Annotated in this window: 26 protein-coding genes and 1 riboswitch; of the genes, 18 read left to right on the top strand and 8 right to left on the bottom strand. The window is 71.5% G+C overall.

Annotated elements, in window-relative coordinates:
- Window positions 1–20: 20 nt before the first annotated feature.
- Window positions 21–680, bottom strand: coding sequence for a class II aldolase/adducin family protein (locus HED23_RS23885; protein ID WP_203185431.1), 660 nt, complete (start codon window positions 678–680; stop codon window positions 21–23).
- 271 nt (window positions 681–951) lie between these two features.
- Between HED23_RS23885 and HED23_RS23890 the strand changes: the two genes are divergently transcribed.
- From HED23_RS23890 to HED23_RS23920, 7 genes are all read left to right on the top strand, one after another.
- Complete coding sequence (locus HED23_RS23890; RefSeq protein ID WP_203185432.1) at window positions 952–2,202, top strand: inorganic phosphate transporter; 1,251 nt, start codon at window positions 952–954, stop codon at window positions 2,200–2,202.
- Window positions 2,203–2,214: 12 nt separating this feature from the next.
- Window positions 2,215–2,439: a hypothetical protein gene (locus tag HED23_RS23895; protein ID WP_203185433.1), complete on the top strand. Its 225-nt coding sequence runs from the start codon at window positions 2,215–2,217 to the stop codon at window positions 2,437–2,439.
- A 147-nt stretch (window positions 2,440–2,586) separates the two neighbouring features.
- Window positions 2,587–2,716: riboswitch (cobalamin riboswitch) on the top strand.
- Between the two features lie 128 nt (window positions 2,717–2,844).
- Complete coding sequence (locus HED23_RS23900) at window positions 2,845–3,789, top strand: cobalamin biosynthesis protein (RefSeq protein ID WP_203185434.1); 945 nt, start codon at window positions 2,845–2,847, stop codon at window positions 3,787–3,789.
- Window positions 3,786–5,435, top strand: a complete 1,650-nt coding sequence (locus tag HED23_RS23905; protein ID WP_203185435.1) for a cobyric acid synthase — start codon at window positions 3,786–3,788, stop codon at window positions 5,433–5,435. Before HED23_RS23900 ends, HED23_RS23905 begins: the two co-directional genes overlap by 4 nt.
- Complete coding sequence (locus HED23_RS23910) at window positions 5,432–7,480, top strand: putative cobaltochelatase (RefSeq protein ID WP_203185436.1); 2,049 nt, start codon at window positions 5,432–5,434, stop codon at window positions 7,478–7,480. The genes HED23_RS23905 and HED23_RS23910 overlap by 4 nt, the downstream gene beginning before the upstream one ends.
- The gene (gene cobO / locus HED23_RS23915) at window positions 7,480–8,079 is read left to right on the top strand and encodes a cob(I)yrinic acid a,c-diamide adenosyltransferase (protein ID WP_147962028.1); all 600 of its coding nucleotides are present in this window, start codon (window positions 7,480–7,482) and stop codon (window positions 8,077–8,079) included. The genes HED23_RS23910 and cobO overlap by 1 nt, the downstream gene beginning before the upstream one ends.
- Window positions 8,073–9,419, top strand: coding sequence for a cobyrinate a,c-diamide synthase (locus tag HED23_RS23920; protein WP_203185437.1), 1,347 nt, complete (start codon window positions 8,073–8,075; stop codon window positions 9,417–9,419). The genes cobO and HED23_RS23920 overlap by 7 nt, the downstream gene beginning before the upstream one ends.
- Before the next feature lie 38 nt (window positions 9,420–9,457).
- Here HED23_RS23920 and HED23_RS23925 read toward each other — a convergent pair whose 3' ends face one another.
- Window positions 9,458–10,180 (bottom strand): ZIP family metal transporter, encoded by a 723-nt coding sequence (locus HED23_RS23925; protein ID WP_103513725.1) that lies wholly within the window; start codon window positions 10,178–10,180, stop codon window positions 9,458–9,460.
- Window positions 10,181–10,283: 103 nt separating this feature from the next.
- Here HED23_RS23925 and cobC point away from each other — a divergent pair, with 103 nt between their 5' ends.
- Window positions 10,284–11,795, top strand: coding sequence for an Rv2231c family pyridoxal phosphate-dependent protein CobC (gene cobC, locus HED23_RS23930; RefSeq protein ID WP_203185438.1), 1,512 nt, complete (start codon window positions 10,284–10,286; stop codon window positions 11,793–11,795).
- Between the two features lie 59 nt (window positions 11,796–11,854).
- On the opposite strand, the gene HED23_RS23935 is transcribed toward cobC, so the two are convergent.
- Both HED23_RS23935 and HED23_RS23940 read right to left on the bottom strand, forming a co-directional pair.
- A complete protein-coding gene (locus HED23_RS23935; protein ID WP_203185439.1) occupies window positions 11,855–12,895 on the bottom strand; it encodes an SCO1860 family LAETG-anchored protein in 1,041 nt (346 codons plus the stop codon).
- A gap of 318 nt (window positions 12,896–13,213) precedes the next feature.
- A complete protein-coding gene (locus HED23_RS23940) occupies window positions 13,214–14,314 on the bottom strand; it encodes an amidohydrolase family protein (protein WP_203185440.1) in 1,101 nt (366 codons plus the stop codon).
- Between the two features lie 110 nt (window positions 14,315–14,424).
- Here HED23_RS23940 and HED23_RS23945 point away from each other — a divergent pair, with 110 nt between their 5' ends.
- From HED23_RS23945 to thpD, 5 genes are all read left to right on the top strand, one after another.
- Window positions 14,425–15,531, top strand: coding sequence for a pyridoxal-phosphate-dependent aminotransferase family protein (locus tag HED23_RS23945; protein WP_203185441.1), 1,107 nt, complete (start codon window positions 14,425–14,427; stop codon window positions 15,529–15,531).
- A 336-nt stretch (window positions 15,532–15,867) separates the two neighbouring features.
- Window positions 15,868–16,392, top strand: a complete 525-nt coding sequence (gene ectA, locus HED23_RS23950) for a diaminobutyrate acetyltransferase (protein WP_203185442.1) — start codon at window positions 15,868–15,870, stop codon at window positions 16,390–16,392.
- A 99-nt stretch (window positions 16,393–16,491) separates the two neighbouring features.
- Window positions 16,492–17,754 (top strand): diaminobutyrate--2-oxoglutarate transaminase, encoded by a 1,263-nt coding sequence (gene ectB, locus HED23_RS23955; protein ID WP_203185443.1) that lies wholly within the window; start codon window positions 16,492–16,494, stop codon window positions 17,752–17,754.
- Window positions 17,755–17,817: 63 nt separating this feature from the next.
- Window positions 17,818–18,216: an ectoine synthase gene (locus tag HED23_RS23960; protein ID WP_203185444.1), complete on the top strand. Its 399-nt coding sequence runs from the start codon at window positions 17,818–17,820 to the stop codon at window positions 18,214–18,216.
- Window positions 18,217–18,219: 3 nt separating this feature from the next.
- Window positions 18,220–19,113 carry an ectoine hydroxylase gene (gene thpD, locus HED23_RS23965; RefSeq protein WP_203185445.1) on the top strand — a complete coding sequence of 298 codons (894 nt, stop codon included), beginning with the start codon at window positions 18,220–18,222 and terminating at the stop codon, window positions 19,111–19,113.
- A 97-nt stretch (window positions 19,114–19,210) separates the two neighbouring features.
- Here the strand turns inward: thpD and HED23_RS23970 are convergent, their stop codons facing one another.
- Together HED23_RS23970 and HED23_RS23975 are read right to left on the bottom strand one after the other, a co-directional pair.
- Window positions 19,211–19,441 (bottom strand): hypothetical protein, encoded by a 231-nt coding sequence (locus HED23_RS23970; protein ID WP_203185446.1) that lies wholly within the window; start codon window positions 19,439–19,441, stop codon window positions 19,211–19,213.
- Entirely contained in the window at window positions 19,438–19,698 is a 261-nt protein-coding gene (locus tag HED23_RS23975; RefSeq protein ID WP_203185447.1) for a hypothetical protein, read from the bottom strand. Before HED23_RS23975 ends, HED23_RS23970 begins: the two co-directional genes overlap by 4 nt.
- 106 nt (window positions 19,699–19,804) lie before the next feature.
- On the opposite strand from HED23_RS23975, the gene HED23_RS23980 reads away from it, so the two are divergent.
- Together HED23_RS23980 and HED23_RS23985 are read left to right on the top strand one after the other, a co-directional pair.
- Window positions 19,805–20,641, top strand: a complete 837-nt coding sequence (locus HED23_RS23980; protein WP_203185448.1) for a helix-turn-helix domain-containing protein — start codon at window positions 19,805–19,807, stop codon at window positions 20,639–20,641.
- Window positions 20,638–20,847, top strand: coding sequence for a DUF397 domain-containing protein (locus HED23_RS23985; protein WP_203185449.1), 210 nt, complete (start codon window positions 20,638–20,640; stop codon window positions 20,845–20,847). The genes HED23_RS23980 and HED23_RS23985 overlap by 4 nt, the downstream gene beginning before the upstream one ends.
- 23 nt (window positions 20,848–20,870) lie before the next feature.
- On the opposite strand, the gene HED23_RS23990 is transcribed toward HED23_RS23985, so the two are convergent.
- Window positions 20,871–21,920 (bottom strand): zinc-binding dehydrogenase, encoded by a 1,050-nt coding sequence (locus tag HED23_RS23990; RefSeq protein WP_203185450.1) that lies wholly within the window; start codon window positions 21,918–21,920, stop codon window positions 20,871–20,873.
- Between the two features lie 73 nt (window positions 21,921–21,993).
- On the opposite strand from HED23_RS23990, the gene HED23_RS23995 reads away from it, so the two are divergent.
- The 3 genes from HED23_RS23995 (at window position 21,994) to HED23_RS24005 (ending at window position 24,234) form a co-directional block, all read left to right on the top strand.
- The gene (locus HED23_RS23995; protein ID WP_203185451.1) at window positions 21,994–22,557 is read left to right on the top strand and encodes a TetR/AcrR family transcriptional regulator; all 564 of its coding nucleotides are present in this window, start codon (window positions 21,994–21,996) and stop codon (window positions 22,555–22,557) included.
- 61 nt (window positions 22,558–22,618) lie between these two features.
- A complete protein-coding gene (locus HED23_RS24000) occupies window positions 22,619–23,632 on the top strand; it encodes a VOC family protein (RefSeq protein WP_203185452.1) in 1,014 nt (337 codons plus the stop codon).
- A 110-nt stretch (window positions 23,633–23,742) separates the two neighbouring features.
- Window positions 23,743–24,234, top strand: coding sequence for a MarR family winged helix-turn-helix transcriptional regulator (locus HED23_RS24005; protein ID WP_203185453.1), 492 nt, complete (start codon window positions 23,743–23,745; stop codon window positions 24,232–24,234).
- A gap of 65 nt (window positions 24,235–24,299) precedes the next feature.
- Here HED23_RS24005 and HED23_RS24010 read toward each other — a convergent pair whose 3' ends face one another.
- Entirely contained in the window at window positions 24,300–25,859 is a 1,560-nt protein-coding gene (locus HED23_RS24010; RefSeq protein ID WP_203185454.1) for a glycoside hydrolase family 53 protein, read from the bottom strand.
- Window positions 25,860–25,874: the final 15 nt, after the last annotated feature.

Below are 25,874 nucleotides of genomic sequence, written 5' to 3' on the forward strand. Positions count from 1 at the left end.
CGTACGGTGCGGCGCGGGGCTCAGCCGGGCTGGCCGTACCCCTTCAGGGCGTCCTGCACGTCGCGCAGCTGGGCAGGGGTGAGGAGGCTCGGCCGGAGGCCGGGTACGGAGCTCGCGGTGAGCCAGAGCCTGCACATCCATTCCAGCTGGGCTGTGCGGTCGTAGGCCTCGTCGAGGGTGTTCCCGTAGGTGACCGTGCCGTGGTTCTGCAGCAGGCAGCCGGTGCGCTCGCGCAGGGCGGCCAGCATGTTGTCGGCGAGTTCCCGCGTGCCGTAGCGCGCGTAGGGGGCGGTGCGGACGGGGCCGCCGAGCATGGCGGCGGCGTAGTGGACGAGCGGTATCTCGGGGACGAGGGTGGAGACGGCCGTCGCGTGCACGGCGTGGGTGTGGACGACTGCCATGGCGTCGCTCGCGCGGTAGACGGCCAGGTGGAGCGGGAGCTCGCTGGTCGGGACCATCTCGCCGAGGACCTGGCGCCCTTCGAGGTCGACGCCGACGGCGTCCCCGGGGCCGAGCCGGTCGTAGGGGACCCCGCTGGGGGTGACCAGGACGACGTCACCGACCCGGGCCGACACATTGCCCGAGGTGCCGACGACCAGCCCCTCCGCCGCCGTCCTCCGGGCCGTCGCCACAACGCCGTCCCACGCCTGTTCGATCGCGTCCCCGCCCATGTCACTCATGCGGTGATCCTAGGGTCACGTGACTGATGTCTCTTTAGAGGGACACATCGGACAGGAGGCATGTTGACGGGCGCGGGGCCGGCACCGGACGCTCACCGGGCAGGGGCCTGTTCCCGCACCGGCCCGGGGACGTCCGACGCACCCTTCACGCACACAAGCGGAACCGGCCTACGCGATTGGGGTCACCGTGCCGCCCTGCCCAGTTCATCTTCCGTTCATCCAGGTTGCTTACGTTCCACGTGCCAATGACGTCGAACGATTGCCTGGGTAAATGGAACACATCACGCTGCTGCTTGCGATTGTGGTCGTGACAGCTCTCGTGTTCGATTTCACGAACGGTTTCCACGACACCGCCAACGCGATGGCCACCACCATCTCGACCGGCGCTCTCAAGCCCAAGACAGCGGTGGCGATGTCCGCCGTTCTCAACCTCGTCGGCGCGTTCCTGTCGGTGGAGGTCGCCAAGACGATCTCCGGCGGGATCATCAACGAGGAAGGCCTCAGAACCGAGGTCATCTTCGCCGCGCTCGTCGGCGCGATCCTGTGGAATCTGCTGACCTGGCTGGTCGGCCTGCCCTCCAGTTCCTCCCACGCACTCTTCGGCGGCCTCATCGGTGCCGCGGTCATGTCGGCCGGGTGGTCCTCGATCGACGGCGGCACCGTCGTCACCAAGGTCCTGCTGCCCGCGATCGCCGCGCCCCTCGTGGCCGGTGTCGCCGCGCTCCTGGCCACCAAGCTGACGTACCGCCTCAACCGGAAGATCACCGACGAGGCCCAGCTGAAGTCGACCGCCAAGGGATACCGCGCCGGCCAGATCGCCTCGGCCGGTCTCGTGTCGCTCGCGCACGGCACCAACGACGCGCAGAAGACCATGGGCATCATCACCCTTGCCCTGGTCACCGGCGGCGTCCTCGCCCCCGGCTCCAACCCGCCGGTCTGGGTCATCGCGTCCGCCGGCATCGCCATCGCGCTGGGCACCTACCTCGGCGGCTGGCGCATCATCCGCACCATGGGCAGCGGCCTCACCGACCTCCGCCCGCCGCAGGGCTTCGCCGCCCAGACGAGTGCGGCCACGGTCATCCTGGCCTCCTCGCACCTCGGCTTCTCCCTCTCCACCACGCAGTCCTGCTCCGGCGCCGTCATGGGCGCGGGTCTCGGGCGCAAGGGCGGCACGGTCCGCTGGTCCACCGCCACCCGGATGTTCGTCGCGTGGGGTCTGACCCTGCCGGCCGCCGGTCTGATCGGTGCGGGCTCGGAGTTCCTGACCAAGCGGGGCCCCTGGGGCGTCGCGGTGGTCGCCGTGATCCTCGTCGCCGGCTCCGCCGCCATCTGGCTGCTGTCGCGCCGCAAGCCGGTCGACCACACCAACGTGAACGCGGACACCGAGCCCGCGGGCGTCGTCACCACCGCCATCTCGGCGGTGAGCCCGCCGCCCGCAGGCACCGTCACGCCGGACCTCAAGACCACCATCTCGGCCCCGGCCCCGACGGCCGGAACCCCGGCCGACCGGGCCACGGTGTAAGGACAGATCCGTATGAACATCGACTGGGCAGCTCTCGCCTCCGTCTTCGGCGTCAGCCTCGTGGTCACCGTCGCGCTGGTCGGCCTCTTCACCCTCGGCATCATGGGCCTGGCCAAGCAGGTGCCGACGGCGCAGGGGGGCGGCGGTTCCAACGCCCTGATGCGCACCGGCGCGTACGCCTGCTTCGGGCTGTGCGTGGCGGCGGTCGCGTACGGGATCTATCTGATCGTCGCCTGACCCGCACGGACACGCGCACCGGGCCGGACACACCTCGTGTGTCCGGCCCGGTGTGCGTCTGAGCACACCGAAGCCTCGCAGGTCAACGGCAGGTTGACGGGCGTTCGCGGGTCATGGTGGACTGCCGGAGCCGTTTACGGCGACAGGAGAGGAAGCCGGTGCGAATCCGGCGCGGTCCCGCCACTGTCACCGGGGAGCAGCCTCCATACGGAAGTCACGGTCCGCCACCGCGGGCTGGAAGGCCGGAGGAACTGCGGATCCGGGAGCCAGGAGACTCTCGTCGCCGGTCACGTCGAACCAGGGCGCGGACCCTGAGTGAGGACATACGCCATGTCGGGCTGCCCTGCGTCGGTCACCGCACCACCTTCCGAGAAGGCCCTTCGAGGCGCGACGGCCGGCTGAGCGGTGCGAGCCGACCGCATCTTCGCGTACGGCGCCGCCGCCGGTCTGATCGGCGACCTGCTGCTCGGTGATCCCCGGCGGGGTCACCCGGTCGCCGCCTTCGGGCGTGCCGCGGCGGGCGCCGAGAGCCGGCTGTGGCGCGATCACCGCGGCTGGGGCGCCCTGCACACGCTCCTCTGCGCCGGGGGCGCCACTGGCGTCGCCGCGCTGGCCGCCCGTGCCGTGCGCGACCGTCCCGCCGCCGCCGTGGCACTGACGGCCGCCGCCACCTGGTCCGTCGTCGGGGGAACCTCTCTGGGCCGCGAGGCCCGCGCCATCGGCGGTGCGCTTGCCGCGGGGGACGTCGAGCTCGCCCGGGAGCGCCTGCCGCATCTGTGCGGCCGCGATCCGCAGGCGCTGGACGAGCAGCAGATCGCCCGCGCGGTGGTGGAATCCGTCGCCGAGAACACCTCCGACGCCGTCGTGGGGGCCTTGGTGTGGGGTGCGCTCGGCGGGGTGCCGGGGCTGGTCGGTTTCCGGGCCGTCAACACGCTCGACGCCATGGTCGGGCACAAGTCGCCCCGCTACCGGCGCTACGGCTGGGCGTCGGCCAGGCTCGACGACGTCGCCGGCTGGCCCGGGGCCAGGCTCACCGCCGTGCTCGCGGTGGCCGCCGGGGGGCGCCCGCGCGACGCGGTCCGGGCCTGGCGGGCCGATGCCGGGAGGCATCCCAGCCCCAACGCGGGCCCGGTGGAGGCATCCTTCGCGGGAGCGCTCGGCGTACGGCTGGGCGGCACGCTCGCGTACGGCGGGCGGGTCGAGCACCGGCCGGTGCTCAACGGCGAGGCGGGCCGGGACGTGCGGGTCACGGACATCGAACGCGCGGTGCGGCTGTCGCGCCGGGTGAGTGTGCTGGCCCTCGCCGTGTGTGCGGCGGGGCGGCTGGCCATGGGACGGAGGGGCGAATGAGCGGCGGGCTGCTGGTCGCGGGGACCACCTCGGACGCGGGAAAGAGCGTCGTCACGGCGGGGATCTGCCGGTGGCTGGTGCGCCGGGGGGTGAAGGTCGCGCCGTTCAAGGCGCAGAACATGTCGCTGAACTCGTTCGTCACCCGGGAGGGGGCGGAGATCGGCCGCGCCCAGGCGATGCAGGCGCAGGCCGCCCGGGTGGAGCCGTCGGCGCTGATGAACCCGGTGCTCCTCAAGCCCGGCGGTGACCGCTCCAGCCAGGTCGTCCTGATGGGGAGACCGGTCGGCGAGATGAGTGCGCGCGGCTACCACGGTGGGCGTCAGGAGGCCCTGCTCGGGACGGTCGTGGACTGTCTGGAGCAGCTGCGGACCACCTACGACGCGGTGATCTGCGAGGGGGCCGGCAGTCCGGCCGAGATCAATCTGCGGCGCACGGACATCGTGAACATGGGCATCGCCCGGGCCGCGCGCTTTCCCGTGCTGGTGGTCGGCGACATCGACCGGGGCGGCGTGTTCGCCTCGTTCTTCGGTACGACGGCGCTGCTGAGCCCCGAGGACCAGTCGCTGATCGCCGGATACCTCGTCAACAAGTTCCGTGGTGACGTGTCACTGCTGGAGCCCGGTCTCGACATGCTGCTGGGGCTCACGGGGCGGCGGACGTACGGGGTGCTCCCGTACGCCCACGGTCTGGGGATCGACGAGGAGGACGGGCTGCGGGTGTCGATGCGCGGCACCGTACGGGAGTCGGTCGTGGCGCCGCCGCACGGCGAGGACGTGCTGCGGGTCGCGGTGTGCGCCGTGCCGCTGATGTCGAACTTCACCGATGTGGACGCTCTGGCGGCCGAGCCGGGTGTGGTGGTGCGGTTCGTGGACCGGGCGGAGGAGCTCGTCGACGCGGACCTGGTGATCGTGCCGGGGACCCGGGGCACTGTGAAGGCGCTGGCGTGGCTGCGCGAGCGGGGGCTGGCCGACGCACTGCTGCGGCGGGCCGCCGAGGGGCGGCCGGTGCTGGGGATCTGCGGCGGGTTCCAGGTGCTGGGTGAACGCATCGAGGACGACGTCGAGTCGCGCGCCGGCCTGGTCGAGGGGCTCGGACTGCTGCCGGTGCGGGTCCGCTTCGGCCGCGAGAAGGTCCTGGCCCGGCCGGTCGGGACGGCTCTCGGGGAGCCGGTGGAGGGGTACGAGATCCATCACGGGGTCGCCGAGGTGAGCGGCGGCGAGCCGTTCCTCGACGGGTGCCGGGTCGGCTCGGTCTGGGGGACGCACTGGCACGGGTCGCTGGAGAGCGATGCCTTCCGGCGGGCGTTCCTCACCGAGGTCGCGCGGGCCGCGGGGCGCCGTTTCACGGCGGCGCCGGACACGAGCTTCGGGGCGTTGCGGGAGGAACAGCTGGACCGGCTGGGGGACCTGATCGAGGAACACGCGGACACGGACGCGCTGTGGCGGCTGATCGAGACCGGCGCGCCGGAGGGGCTGCCGTTCCTCGCGCCGGGCACGCCGCCCGCGCCCGGCCTCGCGCAGGGAAAGCAGCCCGGCCTCGCTCCCGGCACGCCCGAGGGGCCCGGGAGACCCGTTCCGGGCGGGCAGGGGCCCGTCGCAGCCGGACGTGAGAGTGCAGATGTGACCGTTACAGAGGAGGCTCCGTGAGTACGCCGTATCCCTTCACCGCCATCGTCGGGCAGGACGATCTGCGGCTCGGGCTCCTGCTCAACGCCGTGAGCCCCGCCGTCGGCGGGGTGCTGGTCCGGGGCGAGAAGGGCACCGCCAAGTCGACCGCCGTGCGGGCGCTCGCCGCGCTGATGCCCGAGGTCCCGGTCGTCGCGGGGTGCCGCTTCTCGTGCGACCCGGGAACGCCCGATCCGGCGTGTCCTGACGGCCCCCACGAGGCGGGTACGGGCGTGTCGCGCCCGGCGCGGACCGTGGAGCTCCCGGTCGGTGCGTCGGAGGACCGGCTCGTCGGGGCGCTCGACATCGAACGGGCGCTCTCGGAGGGCGTGAAGGCCTTCGAGCCGGGGCTCCTCGCCGACGCCCACCGAGGGATCCTGTACGTCGACGAGGTCAACCTCCTCCATGACCACTTGGTGGACCTGCTGCTGGACGCGGCGGCCATGGGCGCCTCCTACGTCGAGCGGGAAGGCGTGTCGGTCCGTCACGCGGCCCGTTTCCTGCTGGTCGGGACGATGAACCCGGAGGAGGGCGAGCTCCGGCCGCAGTTGCTGGACCGCTTCGGGCTGACGGTCGAGGTGGCCGCCTCCCGGGAGACGGACCTGCGCGTGGAGGTCGTGCGGCGGAGGCTCGCCTACGACGACGACCCGGCCGGCTTCGCGGCGCGGTGGGCCGACGAGGAGGCGGCGCTGCGTGAGCGGATCACCGCCGCGCGCGCCCTGCTTCCGCGTGTGGTGCTCGGCGACGGCGTGCTGCGGCAGATCGCGGCGACCTGTGCGGCGTTCGAGGTCGACGGCATGCGCGCCGACATCGTCATGGCCCGTACCGCGACGGCGCTGGCCGCGTGGGCGGGCCGCGAGGAGGTCGTCGCGGACGACGTGCGGCAGGCCGCGCTCCTGGCACTCCCCCACCGGCGCAGGCGCAATCCGTTCGACGCGCCGGGGCTGGACGAGGACAAGCTGGACCAGACCCTCGATGACGCCGCGGACCCGGCTGACGACCAGGACGGGGGCGACGACGATCCGGACCCCGGCGGGCCCGGCGGCGGGGTGCCCCCGCAGGGTGACGGCCCCGACGACGGCGGCGGGGACACGGGTGGTCCCGACGACGGGGGTGCCGACGCGCCCGGCCGGTCGTCGACGCGGGAGGACGCCGGGAGCGGCGACGCGCCCGCTCCGGGCGGCGGCGGGGAGCAGCAGCCCGTGCGGGCCGGTGAGCCGTTCCGTACGAAGATGCTGAGCGTGCCCGGGCTGGGCGAGGGCGCGGCGGGACGGCGGTCCCGGGCGCGTACCGAGCACGGCCGGACCACCGGGTCGCGGCGGCCGGAGGGGGCGCTGACGAAGCTGCACCTGGCGGCGACCGTGCAGGCGGCCGCGCCGCACCAGCGGGCGCGCGGGCGGTCGGGGCGGGGTCTGGTCGTGCGGCGTGACGATCTGCGGCAGGCGACGCGGGAGGGGCGCGAGGGCAATCTCGTGCTGTTCGTCGTCGACGCGTCCGGGTCGATGGCTGCCCGGCAGCGGATGAGCGCCGTGAAGGGTGCGGTGATGTCGCTGCTGCTGGACGCCTATCAGCGCCGGGACAAGGTCGGCCTGGTCACCTTCAGGGGCAAGGACGCCGAGGTGGTGCTGCCTCCTACCTCGTCGGTGGACGCGGCGGCGGCGCGGCTGGAGTCGCTGCCGACCGGCGGGCGGACCCCGCTGGCCGCCGGACTGCTCAAGGCGCACGACGTGCTGCGGGTGGAACGGCTGCGCGACCCGTCGCGGCGGGCGCTTCTCGTCGTGGTGACGGACGGCCGGGCGACCGGGGGCGTCGACCCGGTGGCGCTGGCGGCGCGGGCCGGGCGGCTGCACGCCTCCGAGGGCACCGCGGCCGTCGTCGTGGACTGCGAGTCGGGGTTCGTACGCCTCGGTCTCGCCGCACAGCTCGCCCGGGATCTGGGAGGCGGCGCGGTCACGCTCGACGAGCTGCGCGCCGACTCGATCGCCGGGCTGGTCAAGGACATCACTGCTGCCGGGAGGGCCGCTTAATGCCACAGGGACAGCCTGTATCGGTACCGGACGACGGGCTGACGACACGTCAGCGGCGTAACCGTCCGCTGCTGTTCGTCCACACGGGGATCGGGAAGGGCAAGTCGACGGCGGCCTTCGGGCTGGCGCTGCGGGCCTGGAACCAGGGATGGCCCATCGGGGTGTTCCAGTTCGTGAAGTCGGCGAAGTGGAAGGTCGGCGAGGAGAACGCGCTGAAGGTGCTCGGGGCGAGCGGCGAGGGCGGCAGCGTCGACTGGCACAAGATGGGAGAGGGCTGGTCGTGGGTCCAGAGGGACAATCAGCTGGACAACGAGGAGAAGGCCCGGGAGGGCTGGGAGCAGGTCAAGCGTGACCTGGCCGCCGAGACGTACAAGCTGTACGTGCTCGACGAGTTCGCCTATCCGATGCACTGGGGCTGGATCGACACCGACGAGGTCGTCGAGGTGATGCGCGACCGTCCGGGGACGCAGCACGTGGTGATCACGGGGCGGAACGCCCCGCAGAAGCTGATCGAGGCCGCCGACCTGGTGACCGACATGTCGAAGGTCAAGCACCCGATGGACGCAGGTCAGAAGGGCCAGAGAGGCATCGAGTGGTGAGTGTTCCTCGTCTGGTCATAGCCGCACCCGCTTCGGGCAGCGGCAAGACCACGGTCGCCACGGGCCTGATGGCGGCCTTCGCGGAGCGTGGGCTCGCGGTGTCCCCGCACAAGGTGGGGCCCGACTACATCGACCCCGGCTACCACGCGCTGGCCACCGGCCGGCCGGGGCGCAACCTCGACGCGTACATGTGCGGGCCAGGTCTGGTCGCCCCGCTGTTCGCGCACGGTTCGAGCGGCTGCGACCTGGCCGTCGTCGAGGGGGTGATGGGGCTGTACGACGGGGCGTCGGGGCAGGGTGAACTCGCCTCGACCGCCCAGGTGTCCAAGCTGCTGCGGGCGCCCGTCGTGCTGGTCGTCGACGCGTCCTCGCAGTCCCGCTCGGTCGCCGCCCTGGTGCACGGTTTCGCCTCCTGGGATCCGGAGGTGCGGATCGGCGGGGTGATCCTGAACAAGGTGGCGTCCGACCGCCACGAGTCGCTGCTCCGGGAGGCGCTCGACGAGTCCGGGCTGCCGGTCCTGGGGGTTCTGCGGCGCGCGCCGCAGGTGGCGACCCCCTCGCGCCATCTGGGCCTGGTCCCCGTGGCCGAGCGGCAGACCGACGCCGTCGACGCCGTGCGGGCCATGGGTGACCGCGTACGGGAGGGCTGCGATCTGGACGCCCTGCTGGCACTGGCCCGCTCCGCGCCCGCACTGCCCGACGAGGCGTGGGAGCCGGAGCCGCTCCCCTCGCCGGGGGTCCGGCCCGTGGTGGCGGTGGCGGGCGGCGCGGCGTTCACCTTCGCGTACGCGGAGCACGCCGAGCTGTTGACGGCGGCGGGCGCGGAGGTGGTCGTCTTCGACCCGCTGCACGACGAGAAGCTGCCCGCGGGCACGGCGGGGCTCGTCATCGGCGGCGGCTTCCCCGAGGTGTACGCACCGGAGCTCTCGGCGAACGAGCCGCTGCGCCGCGCGGTCACGGATCTGGCGCGGTCAGGCGCCCCGGTCGCGGCGGAGTGCGCGGGGCTGCTCTACCTGGCCCGTGAGCTGGACGGCCGGCCGATGTGCGGGGTGCTGGACGCCTCGGCCCGGATGTCCGATCGGCTGACCCTCGGCTACCGGCAGGCGGTGGCGGTGTCCGACAGCGTGCTGGCCGTCGCCGGGACCCGACTGCGCGGACACGAGTTCCACCGGACGGTGCTGGAGCCCGGGGCCGGTGAGACGCCCGCCTGGGGGCTGCACCAGCCGGAGCGGCGGGTGGAGGGCTTCGTGCAGGGCGGCGTGCACGCGAGCTATCTGCACACGCACTGGGCGGCGGAGCCCGGGGTGGCCCGGCGTTTCGTGGAGCAGTGCCGGGGGTGACGTCGCTCCGCTCCCGTGGAACGGCGCCCGGGGTGACGTCACTCCGCGATGCCGACCACCAGCCAGATGAAGCCCACCCCCGCGACCGTGCACAGCAGCGTGGAGCGGGCCGGGTGGTCGTGGTGCGCCTCCGGGAGGATCTCGGCCGCTGCGAGGTACAGCAGCGCCCCGCCGAAGAAGCCGAGATAGCAGCCGAGCAGTTCCTCCGGAAGGGTGAACAGCAGGGTGGTCGCCGCGCCCACGATCGGGGCCAGGGCGTCCGCGTACAGCATCAGGAGGGCCTTGCGGCGGGCGTTCCCGTAGAGGCTGGTGATCGTGTACGTGTTGAACCCGTCGGCGAAGTCGTGGGTGATGACGGCGAGTGCGACGGCGGCTCCCATTCCGCCGCCGATCTGGAACGCGGCGCCGAGCGCGATGCCGTCCATCAGGCTGTGGCCGACCATCGCGGCCGCAGCGGTCAGCCCGACCTGCGGCACCCGTTCCTCGCCCGCCCCGTGTGCCGCCTGGCGTACGGCCAGCGAACGCTCGACGAGATGGGCCGTCAGGAAACCTCCCACGAACAGCAGCAGGGCGGCGGGGACACCGAAGACCACGCCGCCTGCGGCCTCCACCGCCTCGGGCAGCAGATCGAGACCGACGACGCCCAGCATCAGTCCGCCGGCGAAACCGAGCACGAGGTGCCGGCGGTCGCTGACGCGCTGCGCGACCCAGCCGCCCGCGAGGGTCATCAGGAACGCGCCGAGCGCGACGAATACCGCCATGGGCCCTTGCTAGCGGATCGACCCCTCCTCCCGCACCTCAGGTCACCCTGACCTCTGCCCTGCCCGCATCCGCTCACCCGTGCCCCTGGAAGGACCTCCCCTCATGACCCGAGCCGCGCTCGTCGTCGGTGTCGGTGCCCGTCGCGGCGTCCCCGCCGAGGAGGTGCTGGGGCTGATCCGCAGGACGCTCCAGGAGGCCCGGCTGACGGCCGGTGACGTGGTTGCCCTGGCGACGCTGGACTCCAGGGCGGACGAGCCCGGGATCGCCGGTGCCGCCGCGCGCCTGGGGGTGCCCGTGCGGTCGTACACGGCCGGCGCGCTGGCGGAGGTCCCTGTGCCCCATCCGTCCGAGGCGCCCCGTGCGGCTGTGGCCACCGGGTCGGTCGCGGAGGCTGCGGCTCTCATGGACGGCGGTGAACTGCTGGTTCCGAAGCGGAGATCGCGGTCGGCGACCTGCGCGGTGGCCCGCCGGGGGGAGGCCGACGGCACCACGGCATCGACGAATGGCGCCGAGCCGTTCACCATGGCTGCCATGCTGCCCCCCACGAAGCACAGCGAGAACGCCGGACCCGATCTGCGGCACCACGGCGACGCGGAAGTACGCGGCCTCGATCTGACCGACCTCGCGGTCAACGTACGGACCGGCACACCCCCGGACTGGCTGAGGCAGCGGATAGCCGCGTCGCTGGGTTCGCTGGCCGCCTACCCCGACGGACGGCCGGCGCGGACGGCGGTCGCCGGGCGGCACGGGCTGCCCGAGGAAAGGGTCCTGCTCACGGCGGGCGCGGCCGAGGCGTTCGTACTGATCGCGCGGGCGCTGCCCGCCCGGCGGCCGGTCGTCGTGCATCCGCAGTTCACCGAGCCCGAGGCGGCACTGCGCGCGGCGGGGCGCGAGGTCGGGCGGGTGGTGCTGCGCCCGGAGGACGGCTTCCGGCTGGATCCGGCGGCGGTGCCGGAGGACGCGGATCTGGTGGTGGTCGGCAATCCGACCAACCCGACCTCCGTGCTGCATCCCGCGGGCGTGCTGGAGCAACTGGCGCGGCCCGGGCGGACGCTGGTGGTCGATGAGGCGTTCATGGACGCCGTGCCGGGAGAACGCGAGGCGCTGTGTGCCCGCCAGGACGTTCCCGGGCTGGTCGTGCTGCGCAGCCTGACCAAGACCTGGGGCCTCGCCGGCCTGCGGATCGGTTACGTACTGGCCGAACCGGCCACGGTCGCCCTGCTGCAGGAGGCACAGCCGCTGTGGCCGGTGTCCTCCCCCGCGCTGGCGGCGGCGGAGGCGTGCATGGAGCCGCGTGCGCTGGTCGAGGCGGCGGACGCGGCGGACCGGGTCACGGTGGACCGGGCGCATCTGCTGGCCGGACTGGCGGAGTTCAGCGAGGTACAGGTGGTGGAGCCGGCTGCCGGGCCGTTCGTGCTGCTGCGGCTCCAGCGGGCGGACGAGGTGCGGGAGCTGCTGCGCTCGCGTGGGTTCGCCGCGCGGCGCGGGGACACGTTCCCGGGGCTGGGCAGGGAGTGGCTGAGGATCGCCGTACGCGACCGTGTGACGACCAACAGATTCCTGCAGGCGCTCGACCTGGCCCTTCAGGGACTGCCCCGGAGAGCCGTCGGCTGACGGCTCTCCGGGGGCGGGGGCGGTGTCCGGTCGCGCGGACACCGCCCCCGCGGAGGTGATCAGCCCCGGGCCCGCCTGCGGGCGATGACCGTGGCGCCGGCGCCGGCCGCCAGCAGGACTGCCGCGGCACCCGCGATGTACGGGGTCGAGGAGCTGGATCCGGTCTCGGCGAGGTCTCCTGCGCCGGAGGCCTCGACCGGGTCGGATCCGGTCTGCGGCTTCACGTCGACGGGCTTCTCCTTGCCGCCGGTGCCGTTCGAGTCGCCGGTGCCGTTCGAGTCGCCGGAACCGGTGTCGCCGCCGGTGGATGCGCCGCCGTTCTCCGAACCGCCGCTGCCCGAACCGCCGTTCTCGGACCCGCCACTGCCCGAACCGCCGCCCTTGGGCGTCTCGCACGTCGCTTCGGCCAGCGTGACCTCGCCCTCCACCTCGGCGACGTTCAGCTTGAGCGGGTTCAAGGACACCCGCAGCCGCAACGCCGTCGCGGCCGCCGTCCGCGTGGTCGTCGCGGTCTTCGACAGGTCGAGCGTCACGTCACCCACGCCCGGCACCTCGACCTCCGTCGTGCCGCCCGAGGTGAGCCGGATCCTCTTGCCGAGCACCGTCACATGGCCCAGCACATTCGACTCCGCGACCGGCTTGTGGCCCACCTCGCACACCGCCTCGGAGGTGACCTCCTGGACCTCGATCAGCGAGAGCATCGGCAGCCCCGGCACGTGCACCCTGGCCTCGGCGAGGTTGGAGCGGCCCTCTGCCCTGTGCCGGTCCACCGTGGCGTTCGCCGTGGCCACGTCGGCCTTCAGGACGTGGACGGCGCGGCCCTTCTCGACGCCGTCGAGCTCCACACTGAGCGCGGTCTTCTCCGCGCTCGCCGGAGCGTGCACCTCGTTGAGCGTGGCCCTGAGCGGCACCTGGACCGACTTGTTCAGGAGCGAGACGTCGAGCCCGGCGCGGAGCACGACAGCGCTCGCCTTTCCGTGGCCGCCTGCCGGAGTGGCCGGAGTCGTCGCGGTGGCTGCCTGCGCGGGGACGGCGACGAGCAGGGCGACGGGAGCGGCGGCGATCGCCAGGGCGGCCGAACGGAAGGTGTTGCTGTTCAAGATGGTGGAACCCCCACAAGAGACATGGAGCCGCCGGCGCCGTCCAATGGGGGACATCGCGGGCACCGGCGGCCTCGACTCCGTGAATCTTTACGCACAGAGAGTGAACTGGCGGATACCTTCAGCCAGTTCACCCCAAAGAGGGGTTTCCGTGTGCACATTCGAATCCACCGGCACAGGAGTTCCTCGGAATCACCCGTTTCACGCCGTGCGCGGCCCACCGGACGCCCCCGAGGACACACGGAGGTGCTTCAACGAGATGCGGGGCCCAAGGTCACCGCCGGTCAACACGGCGCCCGTCACGAGGTCAACCGGCGATCAGCTCATCACCCGCCCGTTGAGCACCACTCTCCGAGGGGACGCCAGCACCCCCACGTCCGCCCTCGGGTCCTCGTCGTACATCACCAGGTCCGCCGGGGCCCCCTCCTCCAGGACCGGCCGGCCGAGCCACCGCCGCGCGCCCCAGGCCGTCGCGGACAGGGCGTCGACGGGCGGGATGCCCGCCTTCACCAGCTCGGCCACCTCCGCCGCGATCAGACCGTGGGCCAGCGAACCGCCCGCGTCCGTGCCGGTGAAGACCGGGATCCCCGCGTCGTACGCCGCGCGGACGGTGTCGTACCGGTCCTCGTGGAGCTGTCGCATATGAGCGGACCAGCGGGGGAACTTGGACTCGCCTCCCGCCGCGAGAGCGGGGAAGGTTGCGATGTTGACCAGGGTGGGTACGATCGCCACGCCGCGCTCCGCGAAGAGCGGAATGGTGTCCTCGGTCAGCCCCGTCGCGTGCTCGATGCAGTCGATCCCGGCTTCGACCAGGTCCCGCAGCGCGTCCTCGGCGAAGCAGTGCGCGGTGACCCGGGCGCCCAGCCGGTGTGCCTCGGCGATCGCGGCCTCGACCTCGCCGCGCGGCCAGCAGGCGGTCAGGTCCCCGGCGTCACGGTCGATCCAGTCGCCCACCAGCTTCACCCAGCCGTCACCGCGCCGCGCCTCCTGGGCGACGTAGGCGACGAGGTCACCGGGCTCGATCTCATGGGCGAAGTTGCGGATGTAACGACGGGTCCTGGCGATGTGCCGGCCGGCCCTGATGATCTTCGGCAGGTCTTCACGGTCGTCCACCCACCGGGTGTCGGAGGGTGATCCGGCGTCCCGGATGAGCAGTGTGCCGGCCTCCCGGTCCGTGAGGGCCTGCTTCTCGCTGGTCGCGGCGTCCACGGGCCCCTGGTGGCCGAGGCCGACATGGCAGTGCGCGTCCACGAGGCCGGGCAGCACCCATCCGGTGAGCGTCACGGCGTCTTCCGCGCCCGGCGGCCTCTCATAGGTGATCCGCCCGTCGACCGCCCAGAGCCCGTCCCTCACCTCGTCGGGCCCGACGAGTACCCGCCCCTTGATCCGCAGCACCGGCGCCACCTCGTGATCACTCATGGCAGCACTGTACGAGGCTCCGCCGAGAGCCCCCAGGGGCCCTGAGGGGCGCTGGGTACCCTCGACCCAGGCGCTGACCGCGCACCGGCCGACCCGAAGAGAGCACCACCGTGACACACCCATTCCTCGACCTCGCCCCGCTCACCGCCGCGCACTTCGCGGCTATCGAGCGGCGGGTGGCCGCCCTCCTCTCCACCGAGCAGGACGTCGTCATCATGCAGGGCGAGGCGCTGCTGCCCCTCGAAGGCTGCATCCGGGGCGGCGCCCTGCCCGGTTCGACCGCGCTGAACGTCGTCACCGGGCCGTACGGCCAGACCTTCGGCAACTGGCTGCGCGACTGCGGCGCGGAGGTCGTGGACCTGGCGGTCCCGTTCCACTCCGCGGTCACCGCCGAGCAGGTCCGGGAGGCGCTGGCCGGGCACCCGGAGATCGACTTCGTGTCGCTGGTGCACGCCGAGGCGGCGACCGGCAACACAAATCCGGTCGCGGAGATCGGTGAGGTCGTCCGGGCGCACGGCGCGCTGTTCATGGTGGACGCCGTGGCGTCCGTGGGTGCGGAGCCGCTGCTGGTGGACGAGTGGGGAGTGGACCTGTGCGTCATCGGCGCGCAGAAGGCCATGGGTGGCCCGGCGGGGGTGTCCGCGGTGTCGGTGAGCGCGCGGGCGTGGGAGCGGATGGCCGCCAACCCGAAGGCGCCGCGCCAGTCCTACCTCTCACTGCTCGACTGGAAGGCGCGCTGGATCGACGGCGGCCGGAAGGCGCTGCCGCACGCTCCGGCCCAGCTGGAGATGCTGGCGCTCGACGCGTGTCTGGAGCGGATCGAGGCGGACGGCCTGGACACGGTCATGGCGCGGCACGCCTCGGCGGCGGCGGCGACCCGGGCGGGGGCCACGGCCCTCGGCGGCGGGCTGGAGCCGTACGTCCACGACGCCCGTGACGCGGCGCCGGTCGCCACGACACTTCGCACACCCGCCGGTGTGGACGCCTCGGCACTGGTCGCGCACGCCCTGGCGGCGGACCCGTCACTGCCGTTGATCGCGGGCGGCGGTGCGCTGTCGAAGGAGATGGTCCGGGTCAATCACTACGGCGTGGACGCGACGCGGGAGGCGGTGTCGTCCTCGCTGGCGGCCCTGGGAGCCGCGCTGGCGGACGCGGGCCGGGACACCGATGTCGATGCTGCCCGGAAGGCCGTCGCGGAAACCTGGCCGAACAGCTGAATTGAATTACGGCCCCACCGCGGCCGAATTATTCGAAGTAAAAGGGGAGCTGCTTTACCGGGAGCAGCTCCCCGCATTCTTCTTCCCCCGTTCCGCATACCTAAACACGGCAGTTCCCGGCAAGCGGATCCGCACAATCCGAACAGGTGTCACGAGAGTTACAACGATGTGACCGACCCCACATCGAGTCCGTTATGGGTGTTAAATTCAGGACAAGTGGGCGGAATTCTCCCCTCGTCGAGGCCGGTCCGCGCCCGCGTGATAACACAGCAGGCTCGCTCACCCAACCCCTTACGGCGATGCAATTTTGATTTTTGCTGGGTAAATTCAATTCGCATGACCGCCGCACCAGCAGATTTTGCACGTGCCCGAAGCGAATTCCTCAGTATCGACACCCCGCGAGTGGAGGACGGAGCCGCGATCTGGCGCATTGCCCGCGACTCCGAGGTCCTGGACCTCAACTCCTCGTACAGCTACCTGCTGTGGTGCCGTGACTTCGCGGCGACCTCCGTGGTCGCCCGCGACGAGAACGGCGACCCGATCGCCTTCGTGACCGGATACATCCGCCCCGACCGCCCCGAGACACTCGTCGTCTGGCAGGTGGCCGTCGACCGGGCCCACCGTGGCAAGGGACTGGCGGCCACTCTGCTGGACGCGCTGACCACCCGTGTCGCCTCCGACCAGGGCCTGACATCGGTCGAGACGACCATCACCCCGGACAACACCGCCTCCGACCGGCTGTTCACCTCCTTCGCGCAGCGGCACGACGTGCCGCTGGAGCACGAGGTGCTCTTCGACGGGGCGCTGTTCCCCGACGGGCCGCACCTGCCGGAGGTGCTCTACCGCATCGGTCCGTTCTAGGGCCCCTCACACTTCTCCGCGCCCCGCCCGGGCGCGGCTTCCTGGGCAATGCCTGACCCGCGCCGCCCGTCACAACCCCCCTCGAGCAGGAGATCAGCTGTGACCATCACCCCGCCCGCCCTGAGTGTCTTCGAGAGCCTTGAGTCGGAAGTGCGGAGCTACTGCCGCAGCTGGCCCGCGGTGTTCGACCGCGCGCAGGGTGCCCGGCTCACGGACGAGGACGGACACTCCTACCTGGACTTCTTCGCCGGTGCCGGATCGCTCAACTACGGGCACAACAACCCGGTGCTGAAACGCGCGCTGATCGACTACATCGAGCGCGACGGGATCACCCACGGCCTGGACATGGCCACGACGGCCAAGCGGGCGTTCCTGGAGACGTTCGAGAACGTGATCCTGCGTCCGCGTGACCTGCCGTACAAGGTGATGTTCCCCGGCCCGACGGGCACGAACGCGGTCGAGTCGGCGCTGAAGCTGGCCCGCAAGGTCAAGGGCCGTGAGTCGGTCGTCTCGTTCACGAACGCGTTCCACGGCATGTCGCTGGGTTCGCTGGCCGTGACCGGCAACGCGTTCAAGCGTGCCGGCGCGGGCATCCCGCTGGTGCACGGCACGCCGATGCCGTTCGACAACTACTTCGACGGCCAGGTCCCCGACTTCCTGTGGTTCGAGCGTCTTCTGGAGGACCAGGGTTCCGGGCTGAACAAGCCCGCCGCCGTGATCGTGGAGACGGTGCAGGGTGAGGGCGGCATCAACGTCGCCCGCGCCGAGTGGCTCCGTGCGCTCCAGGACCTGTGCCACCGCCAGGACATGCTCCTGATCGTCGACGACATCCAGATGGGCTGCGGCCGGACCGGCGGGTTCTTCTCCTTCGAGGAGGCCGGCATCGTCCCGGACATCGTGACGCTGTCGAAGTCGATCAGCGGCTACGGGCTGCCGATGTCGCTGTGCCTCTTCAAGGGCGAGCTGGACGTCTGGGAGCCCGGCGAGCACAACGGCACCTTCCGGGGCAACAACCCGGCCTTCGTCACCGCCGCCGCCACGCTCGACGCCTACTGGGCCGACGGCCAGATGGAGAAGCAGACCCTGGCCCGCGGCGAGCAGGTCGAACAGACGCTGCTGGCGATCTGCGGCGAGGAGGAGACCGCGCAGTTCCGTGGCCGCGGCCTGGTCTGGGGCCTGGAGTTCACCGACCCCGAGCGCGCGTCCGCCGTCTGCAAGCGGGCCTTCGAGCTGGGCCTGCTGCTGGAGACATCAGGCCCGCAGTCCGAGGTCGTGAAGCTGCTCCCGCCGCTGACCGTCACCCCCGAAGAGCTGGACGAGGGCCTGCGCACGCTGGCCCGGTCCGTCCGCGAGACCGCCTGAGACGGGGCAAAACCCCCGCCCAGGCACCAAGAGCAGGACAGAAGAGAAAGGCACCATCCCACCGTGATCGTCCGATCTTTCAGTGACATCGAGAACACCGACCGGCACGTCAGGTCCGCTTCAGGTACCTGGGAGAGCAAGCGCATCGTGCTCGCCAAGGAGAAGGTGGGCTTCTCGCTCCACGAGACCGTGCTGTACGCGGGCACGGAGACGTCGATGTGGTACGCCAACCACATCGAGGCCGTTCTGTGCACCGAGGGCGAGGCCGAGCTCACCAACGACGAGACCGGCGAGACGCACTGGATCTCCCCCGGGACGATGTACCTGCTGAACGGGCACGAGAAGCACACGCTGCGGCCCAAGACCGACTTCCGCTGCGTGTGCGTGTTCAATCCCCCCGTCACCGGACGGGAGGACCATGACGAGAACGGTGTATACCCGCTGCTGACAGAGGAGGGCTGAACCATGACCACCGATGTACGCGCCGACCTGTACCCCTCGCGCGGCGCCGCCGAGATGACCACTCCCCGCCAGGACCCGGTCATCTGGTCCGCGCCGGGCGCGCCGGGACCGATCGCCGCGAAGGACCTCCAGTCCTTCGAGCACGACGGCTTCCTCGCCATCGACCAGCTCGTCACCCCCGACGAAGTGGCCGTCTACCGCGCCGAACTGGACCGTCTGGTGGACGACCCGCTGGTCCGCGCCGACGAGCGCTCGATCATCGAGCCCAAGTCGCAGAGCGTGCGCTCCGTCTTCGAGGTCCACAAGCTCAGTGAGATCTTCGCGAACCTGGTCCGCGACGAACGCGTCGTGGGCCGGGCCCGCCAGATCCTGGGCTCCGACGTGTACGTCCACCAGTCCAGGATCAACGTCAAGCCCGGCTTCGGAGCCTCCGGCTTCTACTGGCACTCCGACTTCGAGACCTGGCACGCCGAGGACGGCCTGCCCAACATGCGGGCCGTGTCCGTCTCGATCGCGCTGACCGAGAACTTCGACACCAACGGCGGGCTGATGATCATGCCCGGCTCCCACAAGTCGTTCGTCGGCTGCGCGGGCGAGACGCCGAAGGACAACTACAAGCGGTCCCTGCAGATGCAGGACGCCGGGATCCCCTCCGACGAAGTGCTGACCAAGATGGCCGACCGCCACGGCATCAAGCTCTTCACCGGCAAGGCCGGCTCGGCGACCTGGTTCGACTGCAACGCCATGCACGGCTCCGGGGACAACATCACCCCCTACGCCCGCAGCAACGTCTTCATCGTCTTCAACAGCATCGACAACACCGCGCAGGAACCCTTCGCCGCACCCATCCGCCGGCCCGAATTCATCGGAGCCCGCGACTTCACCCCGGTGAAGTAAGGGCGTACGACGGTCAGGTGGGGCGGGACGCATCACGCGTCCCGCCCTTCCTGCGTTCTCCGCGCACCTGGTCCGCGCCTCGCCGGATCGCCCACCGTCAGCGCTGCCGCCCGAGGGACGGGGCACCGTGTACGCCCGCGAGGTGCGCGCGGAGCCTGACCCGCTCGTCCGTCGCCCCGGACGGGTCGCCCTGCTGGTCGGCCAGCTTCTCGGCGCACACCAGCCGCTCACACTCGGGACACCCGGGCACGGGTTCCGGAGCCCTCAGAGGGAACGACATGTACGGGTCGTCGCCCTGGCGCGCGAGGTGCGGGTCGACTCCGCTCACAGGAACCGCCCTTCGCTGCGGGCGTTGCATCGCGCGTTCTCCGCGCGGAGGCGCTCTATCGGCGTCGCGAGCCGTACGCAGGCCGGGTCCACCTCCCATTCGGTCCCGCCCCTGACCGGGCGCAGTGACCAGTGGGGGCCGGAGACCCCTCGGAACTCCCCCACCCGGTCATCACGGGCGGTGTCCACGACGAGGGTGCCGGGGGCTGGGGGGCGTGGGGGTTCTTGCCCGCTTGCGGGGGTGTATGCCCCAGTCATCGCGACTCCACTCCGTAGTCGTTTCACTACCAAGGCGCCTCAGCGTGGCCTAGAGTCGATATCCGTTCAACCTGTTGGATGCGAACGGAAAGAAGGCAACAGGCCGGTGAACCGCAAGGAGTTGGACCCTGAGAGCAGTCCAGAAGCTGCCTTCGGAGCACGTGTCCGAAGCTCACGAGAGTCTCAAGGCTGGAAGCAGGAAGATCTAGCCGAACGAACGGGGTACTCCGGCACGCATATTTCGGCCGTTGAAACTGGACGCAAGGTTCCGACTCTTCGTTTCTCGCGCAGTCTCGACCTTGCCTTCGGCACTGGCGGCAGTGCTGACACGTTCGAGCGTCAGTGGCGCGAGATCCGACACGGCTCACTGTTGGAAGGCTTCCCCCAGTACGTGGGGCACGAGGGGCGAGCAGCTGAAATCCGGCTGTACGAGATCGGGATCATTCCCGGGCTGCTTCAGACACCGGAGTACGCGCGATGTCTGGCCGACAGCGCCGTACGACGAGGAGCCATCACGCCCGAGCAAGCAACGGAGCGAGTCACGTTCCTGGCGGACCGGCAGGCGACACTGATCCGGCCCCGTCCGCCGATGATGCTGGTGGTCATGGACGAGAGCTGTATCCGCAGGCGAGTCGGTGGACACACGCTCATGGGCGCCCAACTGGGTCGGCTGCTGGAGCTCGCCGAGCTGCCCAACATCGTGCTCCAGATCGCTCCGTACGACATAGGAGAGCGTCGCCCGTTCAACCTCCCGATGAACCTGCTCACATTGCCGGACCTGTCCGTGATCGCGTACGCGGAGTCCCAGATCCGCGGACACCTGGAACGTGATGTGCCCTCCGTGTTGCCTCTCTTGACGGCCTACCATCAACTACAGGCCGAAGCCCTGTCCCAGGCAGCATCGGTGGCCATGATCGAAGAGGCACGAAAGGGCACCCCGTGACGACCGAAGCCCCCCGTTGGATCAAGTCCTCGTACAGCGACAACGGCGGCAACTGCATCGAGGCCGCCACCGGCCTCGCCGTCCCGCGCGGCACGGTCCCCGTCCGCGACTCCAAGAACCCCGGCGGTCCCGTCCTGAACCTGCCCGCCGCCTCCTTCGCGTCCTTCGTGACGGGCGTCAAGGCAGGGGCGTTCGGTGTGGTCTGAGCGGTGGGGCTCTCCCCCACCCTTCAGGGGCGCATGACGATCTTTCCCACGTGCCCCCTGCGGGCGAGTTCCTCCTGCGCCTCGGCGGCCTGGTCCAGTGGGAACGTCGCGGCGATCACGGGCTGGATCTCACCGCGCCGAGCCAGGTCCATGAGTAGGCCGAAGTGCGTGGGTGTGTGCATCGCGGAGCCGATCACCTGCGCGTTGTGCAGGTAGAGGCGGCGCACGTCGAAGGTCACGTCGTAGCCGCCGAGCGCGCCGGCGACGACCCATCGGCCGCCTTCGCGCAGCAGTGGCAGCACCTCACCCACCAGGTCCCCGGCGACGACGTCGAGTGCGACGTCGATGCCCTCCGGGGCGGCGGCGCGGATCTGCTCGGGGATGTCCCGCGCGCGGTCGAGGACTTCGTGCGCGCCCGCGTCGCGCACCGCCCCGGTCTTGGATCCGCTGCTGATGGCGAGCACCTTCGCGCCGCGCGCACGGGCGATCTGGATCAGCGCGATGCCGACACCGCCGGACGCCCCCGAGACCAGCACGGTCTCCCCCCGCGTCAGCCGGCCCCGCTCGATCATGCCCAGCGCCGTGCCGTAGGCGGTCGGCAGCGTCGCGAGCTGATCGTCCGTGAGCGGGGATTCCGTCACGTCGTGCACCCGCGTCGCCGGCGCGGTCACGTACTCGGCGTAACCCCCGTCCCGTTCGCTCCCCATCAGGCCCACCGGGTTCGCATCCGGTCCGTCGCCGTCGTAGATCGCCGGATCGACGACCACCCGGCGGCCGGTGAGCCCCCCGTCCACGCCCGCGCCGACCGCCACGACCCGGCCGGCCACGTCGGCGCCCTGGATGCGCGGGAAGCCGATCGGGCCGCGCCAGCCGGACAGTGCCTTCGGGTCTCCCGGACGGCCGTAGGCGCCCTCCCGGGTCCAGAGGTCGGTGTTGTTCAGCGCCACCGCGCCGACCTCGACCAGCACCTCTCCCGCCTGCGGGACGGGGACCGCCACCTCCGCCGGTTCGAGGACCTCCGGACCTCCGTGCTCCGCGATCCGCACCGCGCGCATGGTCTCGGGCGCACCCATCGTTCTGCCTCCTCGCAGGTATACTGATCTGTGAACATCTTCCACCGTACACCGATCAGTGAAGAGGCGTCCCATGCAGGAAGCACGGCCCACGACGCCGGCCGGCCGGCGCATCCTGGCGGCTGCCGAGGAGCTCTTCTACGACCGGGGCATCACGGCGGTCGGTGTGGATCTGATCGCCGAGCACTCAGGGGTGACCAAGCGGACCCTGTACAACCAGTTCGGCTCGAAGGACCATCTGGTGGCGGCCTACCTCACGGGACGCGACCAGCGCTGGCGCTCACTGGTCCGCGCCGCCGTCGATGCCTGTGACAGCCCCGTCGAGGCCGTCACGGCCCCGTTCGACGCACTGCGGATCTGGAGCGGGACCAACACCCGGGGGTGCGCGTTCGTCAACGCGCTGGCGGAACTCCCGGACCCCTCGCATCCCGCCCACCGCATCGCCGTGGACCAGAAGCTCTGGCTGCTGGACCTGTTCGAGGGACTCGCCACCGCCGCGGGCTGCTCGGGCCCCGCCGCAGTCGCCTCCCGGCTGTTCGTGCTGCACGAGGGCGTTCTGGCCGCACAGCCGCTCCCGCTGGACACCCTGCCGGGAAGCACCGACCTGGCACGGACGGTGGTCCGAGCCGCCGTCTGAGCTCCGCACGGCCGCTCAACCCACTGGACCTCGGTGCGGATCAGCGGCGACAGTGGCGCCCATGACATCCCTCGTACAGCACATCACCGTCGACTGCGCCGACGCCTACGAGCTGGCCGTTTTCTGGGCCGAGGTGCTCGGATCATCCGTATCCGACGACGACGAGCCCGGTGACCCCGAGGCGCTCGTCGAGACACCCCGCGCCGCTCTGCTCTTCATCACCGTGCCCGAGCCCAAGAGCACCAAGAACCGCATCCATCTGGACCTGCGCCCCGAGGACCGCACCCGTGACGAGGAGGTCGAGCGGCTGCTCGCCATGGGTGCCACGCTGGTCGCCGACCACCGGAGGCCGAACGGCCGGGGCTGGGCGACCATGGCCGATCCCGAGGGCAACGAGTTCTGCGTGGAGTGCGGTGCGCGGGAACGCGCCGCACTGACCGGTACCCGGCTGCCCGTCACCGCCGACGACGTCACCCTGGCCGTACGGCTGGCGGTCGACACCCTCGCCGCGTCCCCGACGGACGACTGGCACGTCCCGGCGGGGACGTTGAGCTGGGACTGCTGGGAGACGGTGGAGCACCTGAGCGACGACCTCTTCGCGTACGCCGTCCAGATGGGTGGGCGCAGGCCCTCGCAGGACGGTGAGGTGCCGTTCCGGTACGCGCCCGACCGTGAGGGCGGCCCCGCGAACTCGATCTTCGCGAACCCGGCTGGCGGAACTTCCGGGCTGCTCCAGACACTGGAGGCGAGCGGCGCCCTCCTGACGGCGATGGTGCGTACGACCCCTTCGGACGTGCGCTCCCACCATGTGTTCGGGCTGTCCGACCCCGAGGGCTTCGCCGCGATGGGCATCGTGGAGACCCTCGTGCACACCCACGACGTCGCCGCCGGCCTGTCGGTCTCCTGGACCCCGCCCCGGGATCTCTGCGACCGGGTGCTGGCCCGGCTCTTCCCCGACGCCCCGGACGACGAGGACCGGTGGACCGTGCTGCTCTGGTGCACCGGCCGCGCGGACCTGACGGGCCGTGACCGCGTCACGTCCTGGAAGTGGCAGGGTGCGCCGCCGGCCCGGTGAGCCGTACGCGGGTCCGTGGGCCACACCGACACGGCGGATACCGGCCACATCCCGGCCGGTTGCCGTGGCCCGGAGGAGCCAGGCCGGGGTCCGCGGGTAGCGTCACCGCCATGGAACAGCCGAACGGCACCGCCCTCACCGACCAGGCGCCGGCAGACCCGGCGGTCACCGACGACGCGCTGGCCACACAGCCCGTCGGGTACTGGAGCGGACTGGCCCACACGGCCGTCACCCGGCATCTGCGGGACGCCATGGCCAGGATCGACGTCACGCAGCCGCAGTACTGGGTGCTGAACCGGGTGCGCGGCGGGCCCGCCGCGCCCACCCGCGAGGAGGTCGTCGACCAGCTCACCCCCCTCGCCGACGGACCGCAGGACATCTCCCGGGCCGTCGACCAGCTGCTCCACCGCGGCTGGCTCGGCGAGGAGGGGGACCGGCTGGCCCTCACCGCCGACGGGGAGGCCGCCCGGGTGCGGCTCCGTGAACTGGCGACCGGTATCCGCGCCGAGGTCCACCGGGGCGTCAGCGACGCGGAGTACGTGGCCGCGCTCAAGGTGCTCCGCACGATGGTGGCCAACATCGAGGGCGCACGACCCGTCTGAGCGTCTCCCCGCCGCCGGGTACCGCCGGTCCGGTCCGCCTCGGGCGTCCCGGACCGGCGGGTCCGCTACCTGTGCGAGAACCAGGCCGCCGCGGGGAGCAGCCTGCCGTCGTAGTCGAACACCGCCTGGTTCTCCCATGCGTTGCCGGAGGCCGGATCGGCCGGGTCCCAGCCGCTGCCCTTCGCGGCGGTCCACGCGGGCTCCCAGTACACGGCGCCGAGCCCCCGGCCGTTCGGGACGGCCTCGACGACGTTCATGACGTCCCGGAGGTTCGCGGCCTGACCGGCGGGGGTCGCCGGATAGCCGGTGACCAGCTGGCCGGCGGTGGCCACGTTGTTCTCCAGGCCGTCGTCGTCGGCGAGCGTGTGCGCGTAGGCCGTCTCGGCGACCAGCACCGGCTTCCCGTAGCGGGAGGCCGCGTCGTCGAGGTTGGTCTGGAGCTCGGACAGCGAGCCGTGCCAGTAGCCGTAGTAGGAGAGGGCGATGACGTCGAACGGCACCTTCTGCGCCACGGCGTTGTCGAACCACCAGCGGGTGCCCGCGTTGTCGCCGCCCTCGGCGAGGTGCAGCACCACCTTCGTGCCGGAGGAGACCGCCTTGGCGGCGTTCGCCCCGGAGGTGATGAGGCCCGCCAGCTGGGACCAGTTGTCGGTGGAGCCCTCCGGCCAGAGCATCCCGCCGTTGATCTCGTTGCCTATCTGCACCATGTCGGCCGTGGTGCCCTGGGCCTTCAGCGCGTTCAGCACGTCGTAGGTGTGGTCGTAGACGTCCGTGCGGAGACGGCTGTAGCTGTGTCCGGCCCAGGCGGCGGGCTTGTTCTGCTTGCCGGGGTCGGCCCAGGCGTCGGAGTAGTGGAAGTCGACGATCGTCTTCATGCCGAGGGCCTTGGCGCGCTTGGCCATGGCCAGGACGTGGGCCTTGTCGTTGTACCCGTCGACCGGGTTCACCCACACCTTGAGGCGTACGTAGTTCATGCCGGAGCTCTTGAGGATGCTCATGGCGTCCCCGGCCCGGCCGCTCGCGTCGGTGTACTTCGCGCCGTACGCCTCGTTCTTCGGGAGGGTGGAGAGGTCACCGCCCCTGACGCTCAGGCCCGTGCTTCCCCTGGCGAAGGTGATGTCGTCGAAGTTGGCCCACTCCCCCGCGTGCGCGTCGGAGTTGAGGCTGATCGTGCAGGCACCGCCGGTCACCTTGACGGAGGTGACGAGCCGGATCCACGCGCCGTCCGCGGTGGGCGGCAGGTCGGTGCGCTGCTCGGCGGAACCGCAGTTGCGCAGGGCGATGTAGGCGGAGTTCTGGCCTCCGCCGGAGCGGACCCAGGCGCTGAGCGTGTACGTGCCGTCGGTGAGGCCGTTCAGATACTGGTAGGTCTCCACCTTGTACGCGGAGGCCGACCAGTGGCTGAGCCGGGTGCTGCCGCCGTGGCCGCCCGCCTCGGTGAAGGAGGCGGCGTTCTGTCCGCCGGCCGAATACGTCGACCAGCCGGTCGCACCTGACTCGAAGCCGGTGTTGACGGGGGTGGTGGCCGCGTGGGCGGTCTGTGCGGGGAGCGCGGCGAACACGAGGCCGGAGAGCGCGGCCACCGCCCCGGCCGCCTTCGCGCGGGTGTGCGTCGTTCCGTACATCGTCGATGTCCCTTC

The sequence above is a fragment of the Streptomyces pratensis genome (assembly GCF_016804005.1).
Taxonomy (GTDB): Bacteria; Actinomycetota; Actinomycetes; order Streptomycetales; family Streptomycetaceae; genus Streptomyces; species Streptomyces pratensis_A.

What these genes read in the sequence shown, in the direction of transcription:
- HED23_RS23885 (WP_203185431.1), bottom strand. Translation starts at nt 680, where the DNA reads ATGAGTGACATGGGCGGGGACGCGATCGAACAGGCGTGGGACGGCGTT.
- HED23_RS23890 (WP_203185432.1), top strand. Translation starts at nt 952, where the DNA reads ATGGAACACATCACGCTGCTGCTTGCGATTGTGGTCGTGACAGCTCTC.
- HED23_RS23895 (WP_203185433.1), top strand. Translation starts at nt 2,215, where the DNA reads ATGAACATCGACTGGGCAGCTCTCGCCTCCGTCTTCGGCGTCAGCCTC.
- HED23_RS23905 (WP_203185435.1), top strand. Translation starts at nt 3,786, where the DNA reads ATGAGCGGCGGGCTGCTGGTCGCGGGGACCACCTCGGACGCGGGAAAG.
- cobO (WP_147962028.1), top strand. Translation starts at nt 7,480, where the DNA reads ATGCCACAGGGACAGCCTGTATCGGTACCGGACGACGGGCTGACGACA.
- HED23_RS23925 (WP_103513725.1), bottom strand. Translation starts at nt 10,180, where the DNA reads ATGGCGGTATTCGTCGCGCTCGGCGCGTTCCTGATGACCCTCGCGGGC.
- cobC (WP_203185438.1), top strand. Translation starts at nt 10,284, where the DNA reads ATGACCCGAGCCGCGCTCGTCGTCGGTGTCGGTGCCCGTCGCGGCGTC.
- HED23_RS23940 (WP_203185440.1), bottom strand. Translation starts at nt 14,314, where the DNA reads ATGAGTGATCACGAGGTGGCGCCGGTGCTGCGGATCAAGGGGCGGGTA.
- ectA (WP_203185442.1), top strand. Translation starts at nt 15,868, where the DNA reads ATGACCGCCGCACCAGCAGATTTTGCACGTGCCCGAAGCGAATTCCTC.
- thpD (WP_203185445.1), top strand. Translation starts at nt 18,220, where the DNA reads ATGACCACCGATGTACGCGCCGACCTGTACCCCTCGCGCGGCGCCGCC.
- HED23_RS23975 (WP_203185447.1), bottom strand. Translation starts at nt 19,698, where the DNA reads ATGACTGGGGCATACACCCCCGCAAGCGGGCAAGAACCCCCACGCCCC.
- HED23_RS23990 (WP_203185450.1), bottom strand. Translation starts at nt 21,920, where the DNA reads ATGGGTGCGCCCGAGACCATGCGCGCGGTGCGGATCGCGGAGCACGGA.
- HED23_RS23995 (WP_203185451.1), top strand. Translation starts at nt 21,994, where the DNA reads ATGCAGGAAGCACGGCCCACGACGCCGGCCGGCCGGCGCATCCTGGCG.
- HED23_RS24000 (WP_203185452.1), top strand. Translation starts at nt 22,619, where the DNA reads ATGACATCCCTCGTACAGCACATCACCGTCGACTGCGCCGACGCCTAC.
- HED23_RS24005 (WP_203185453.1), top strand. Translation starts at nt 23,743, where the DNA reads ATGGAACAGCCGAACGGCACCGCCCTCACCGACCAGGCGCCGGCAGAC.
- HED23_RS24010 (WP_203185454.1), bottom strand. Translation starts at nt 25,859, where the DNA reads ATGTACGGAACGACGCACACCCGCGCGAAGGCGGCCGGGGCGGTGGCC.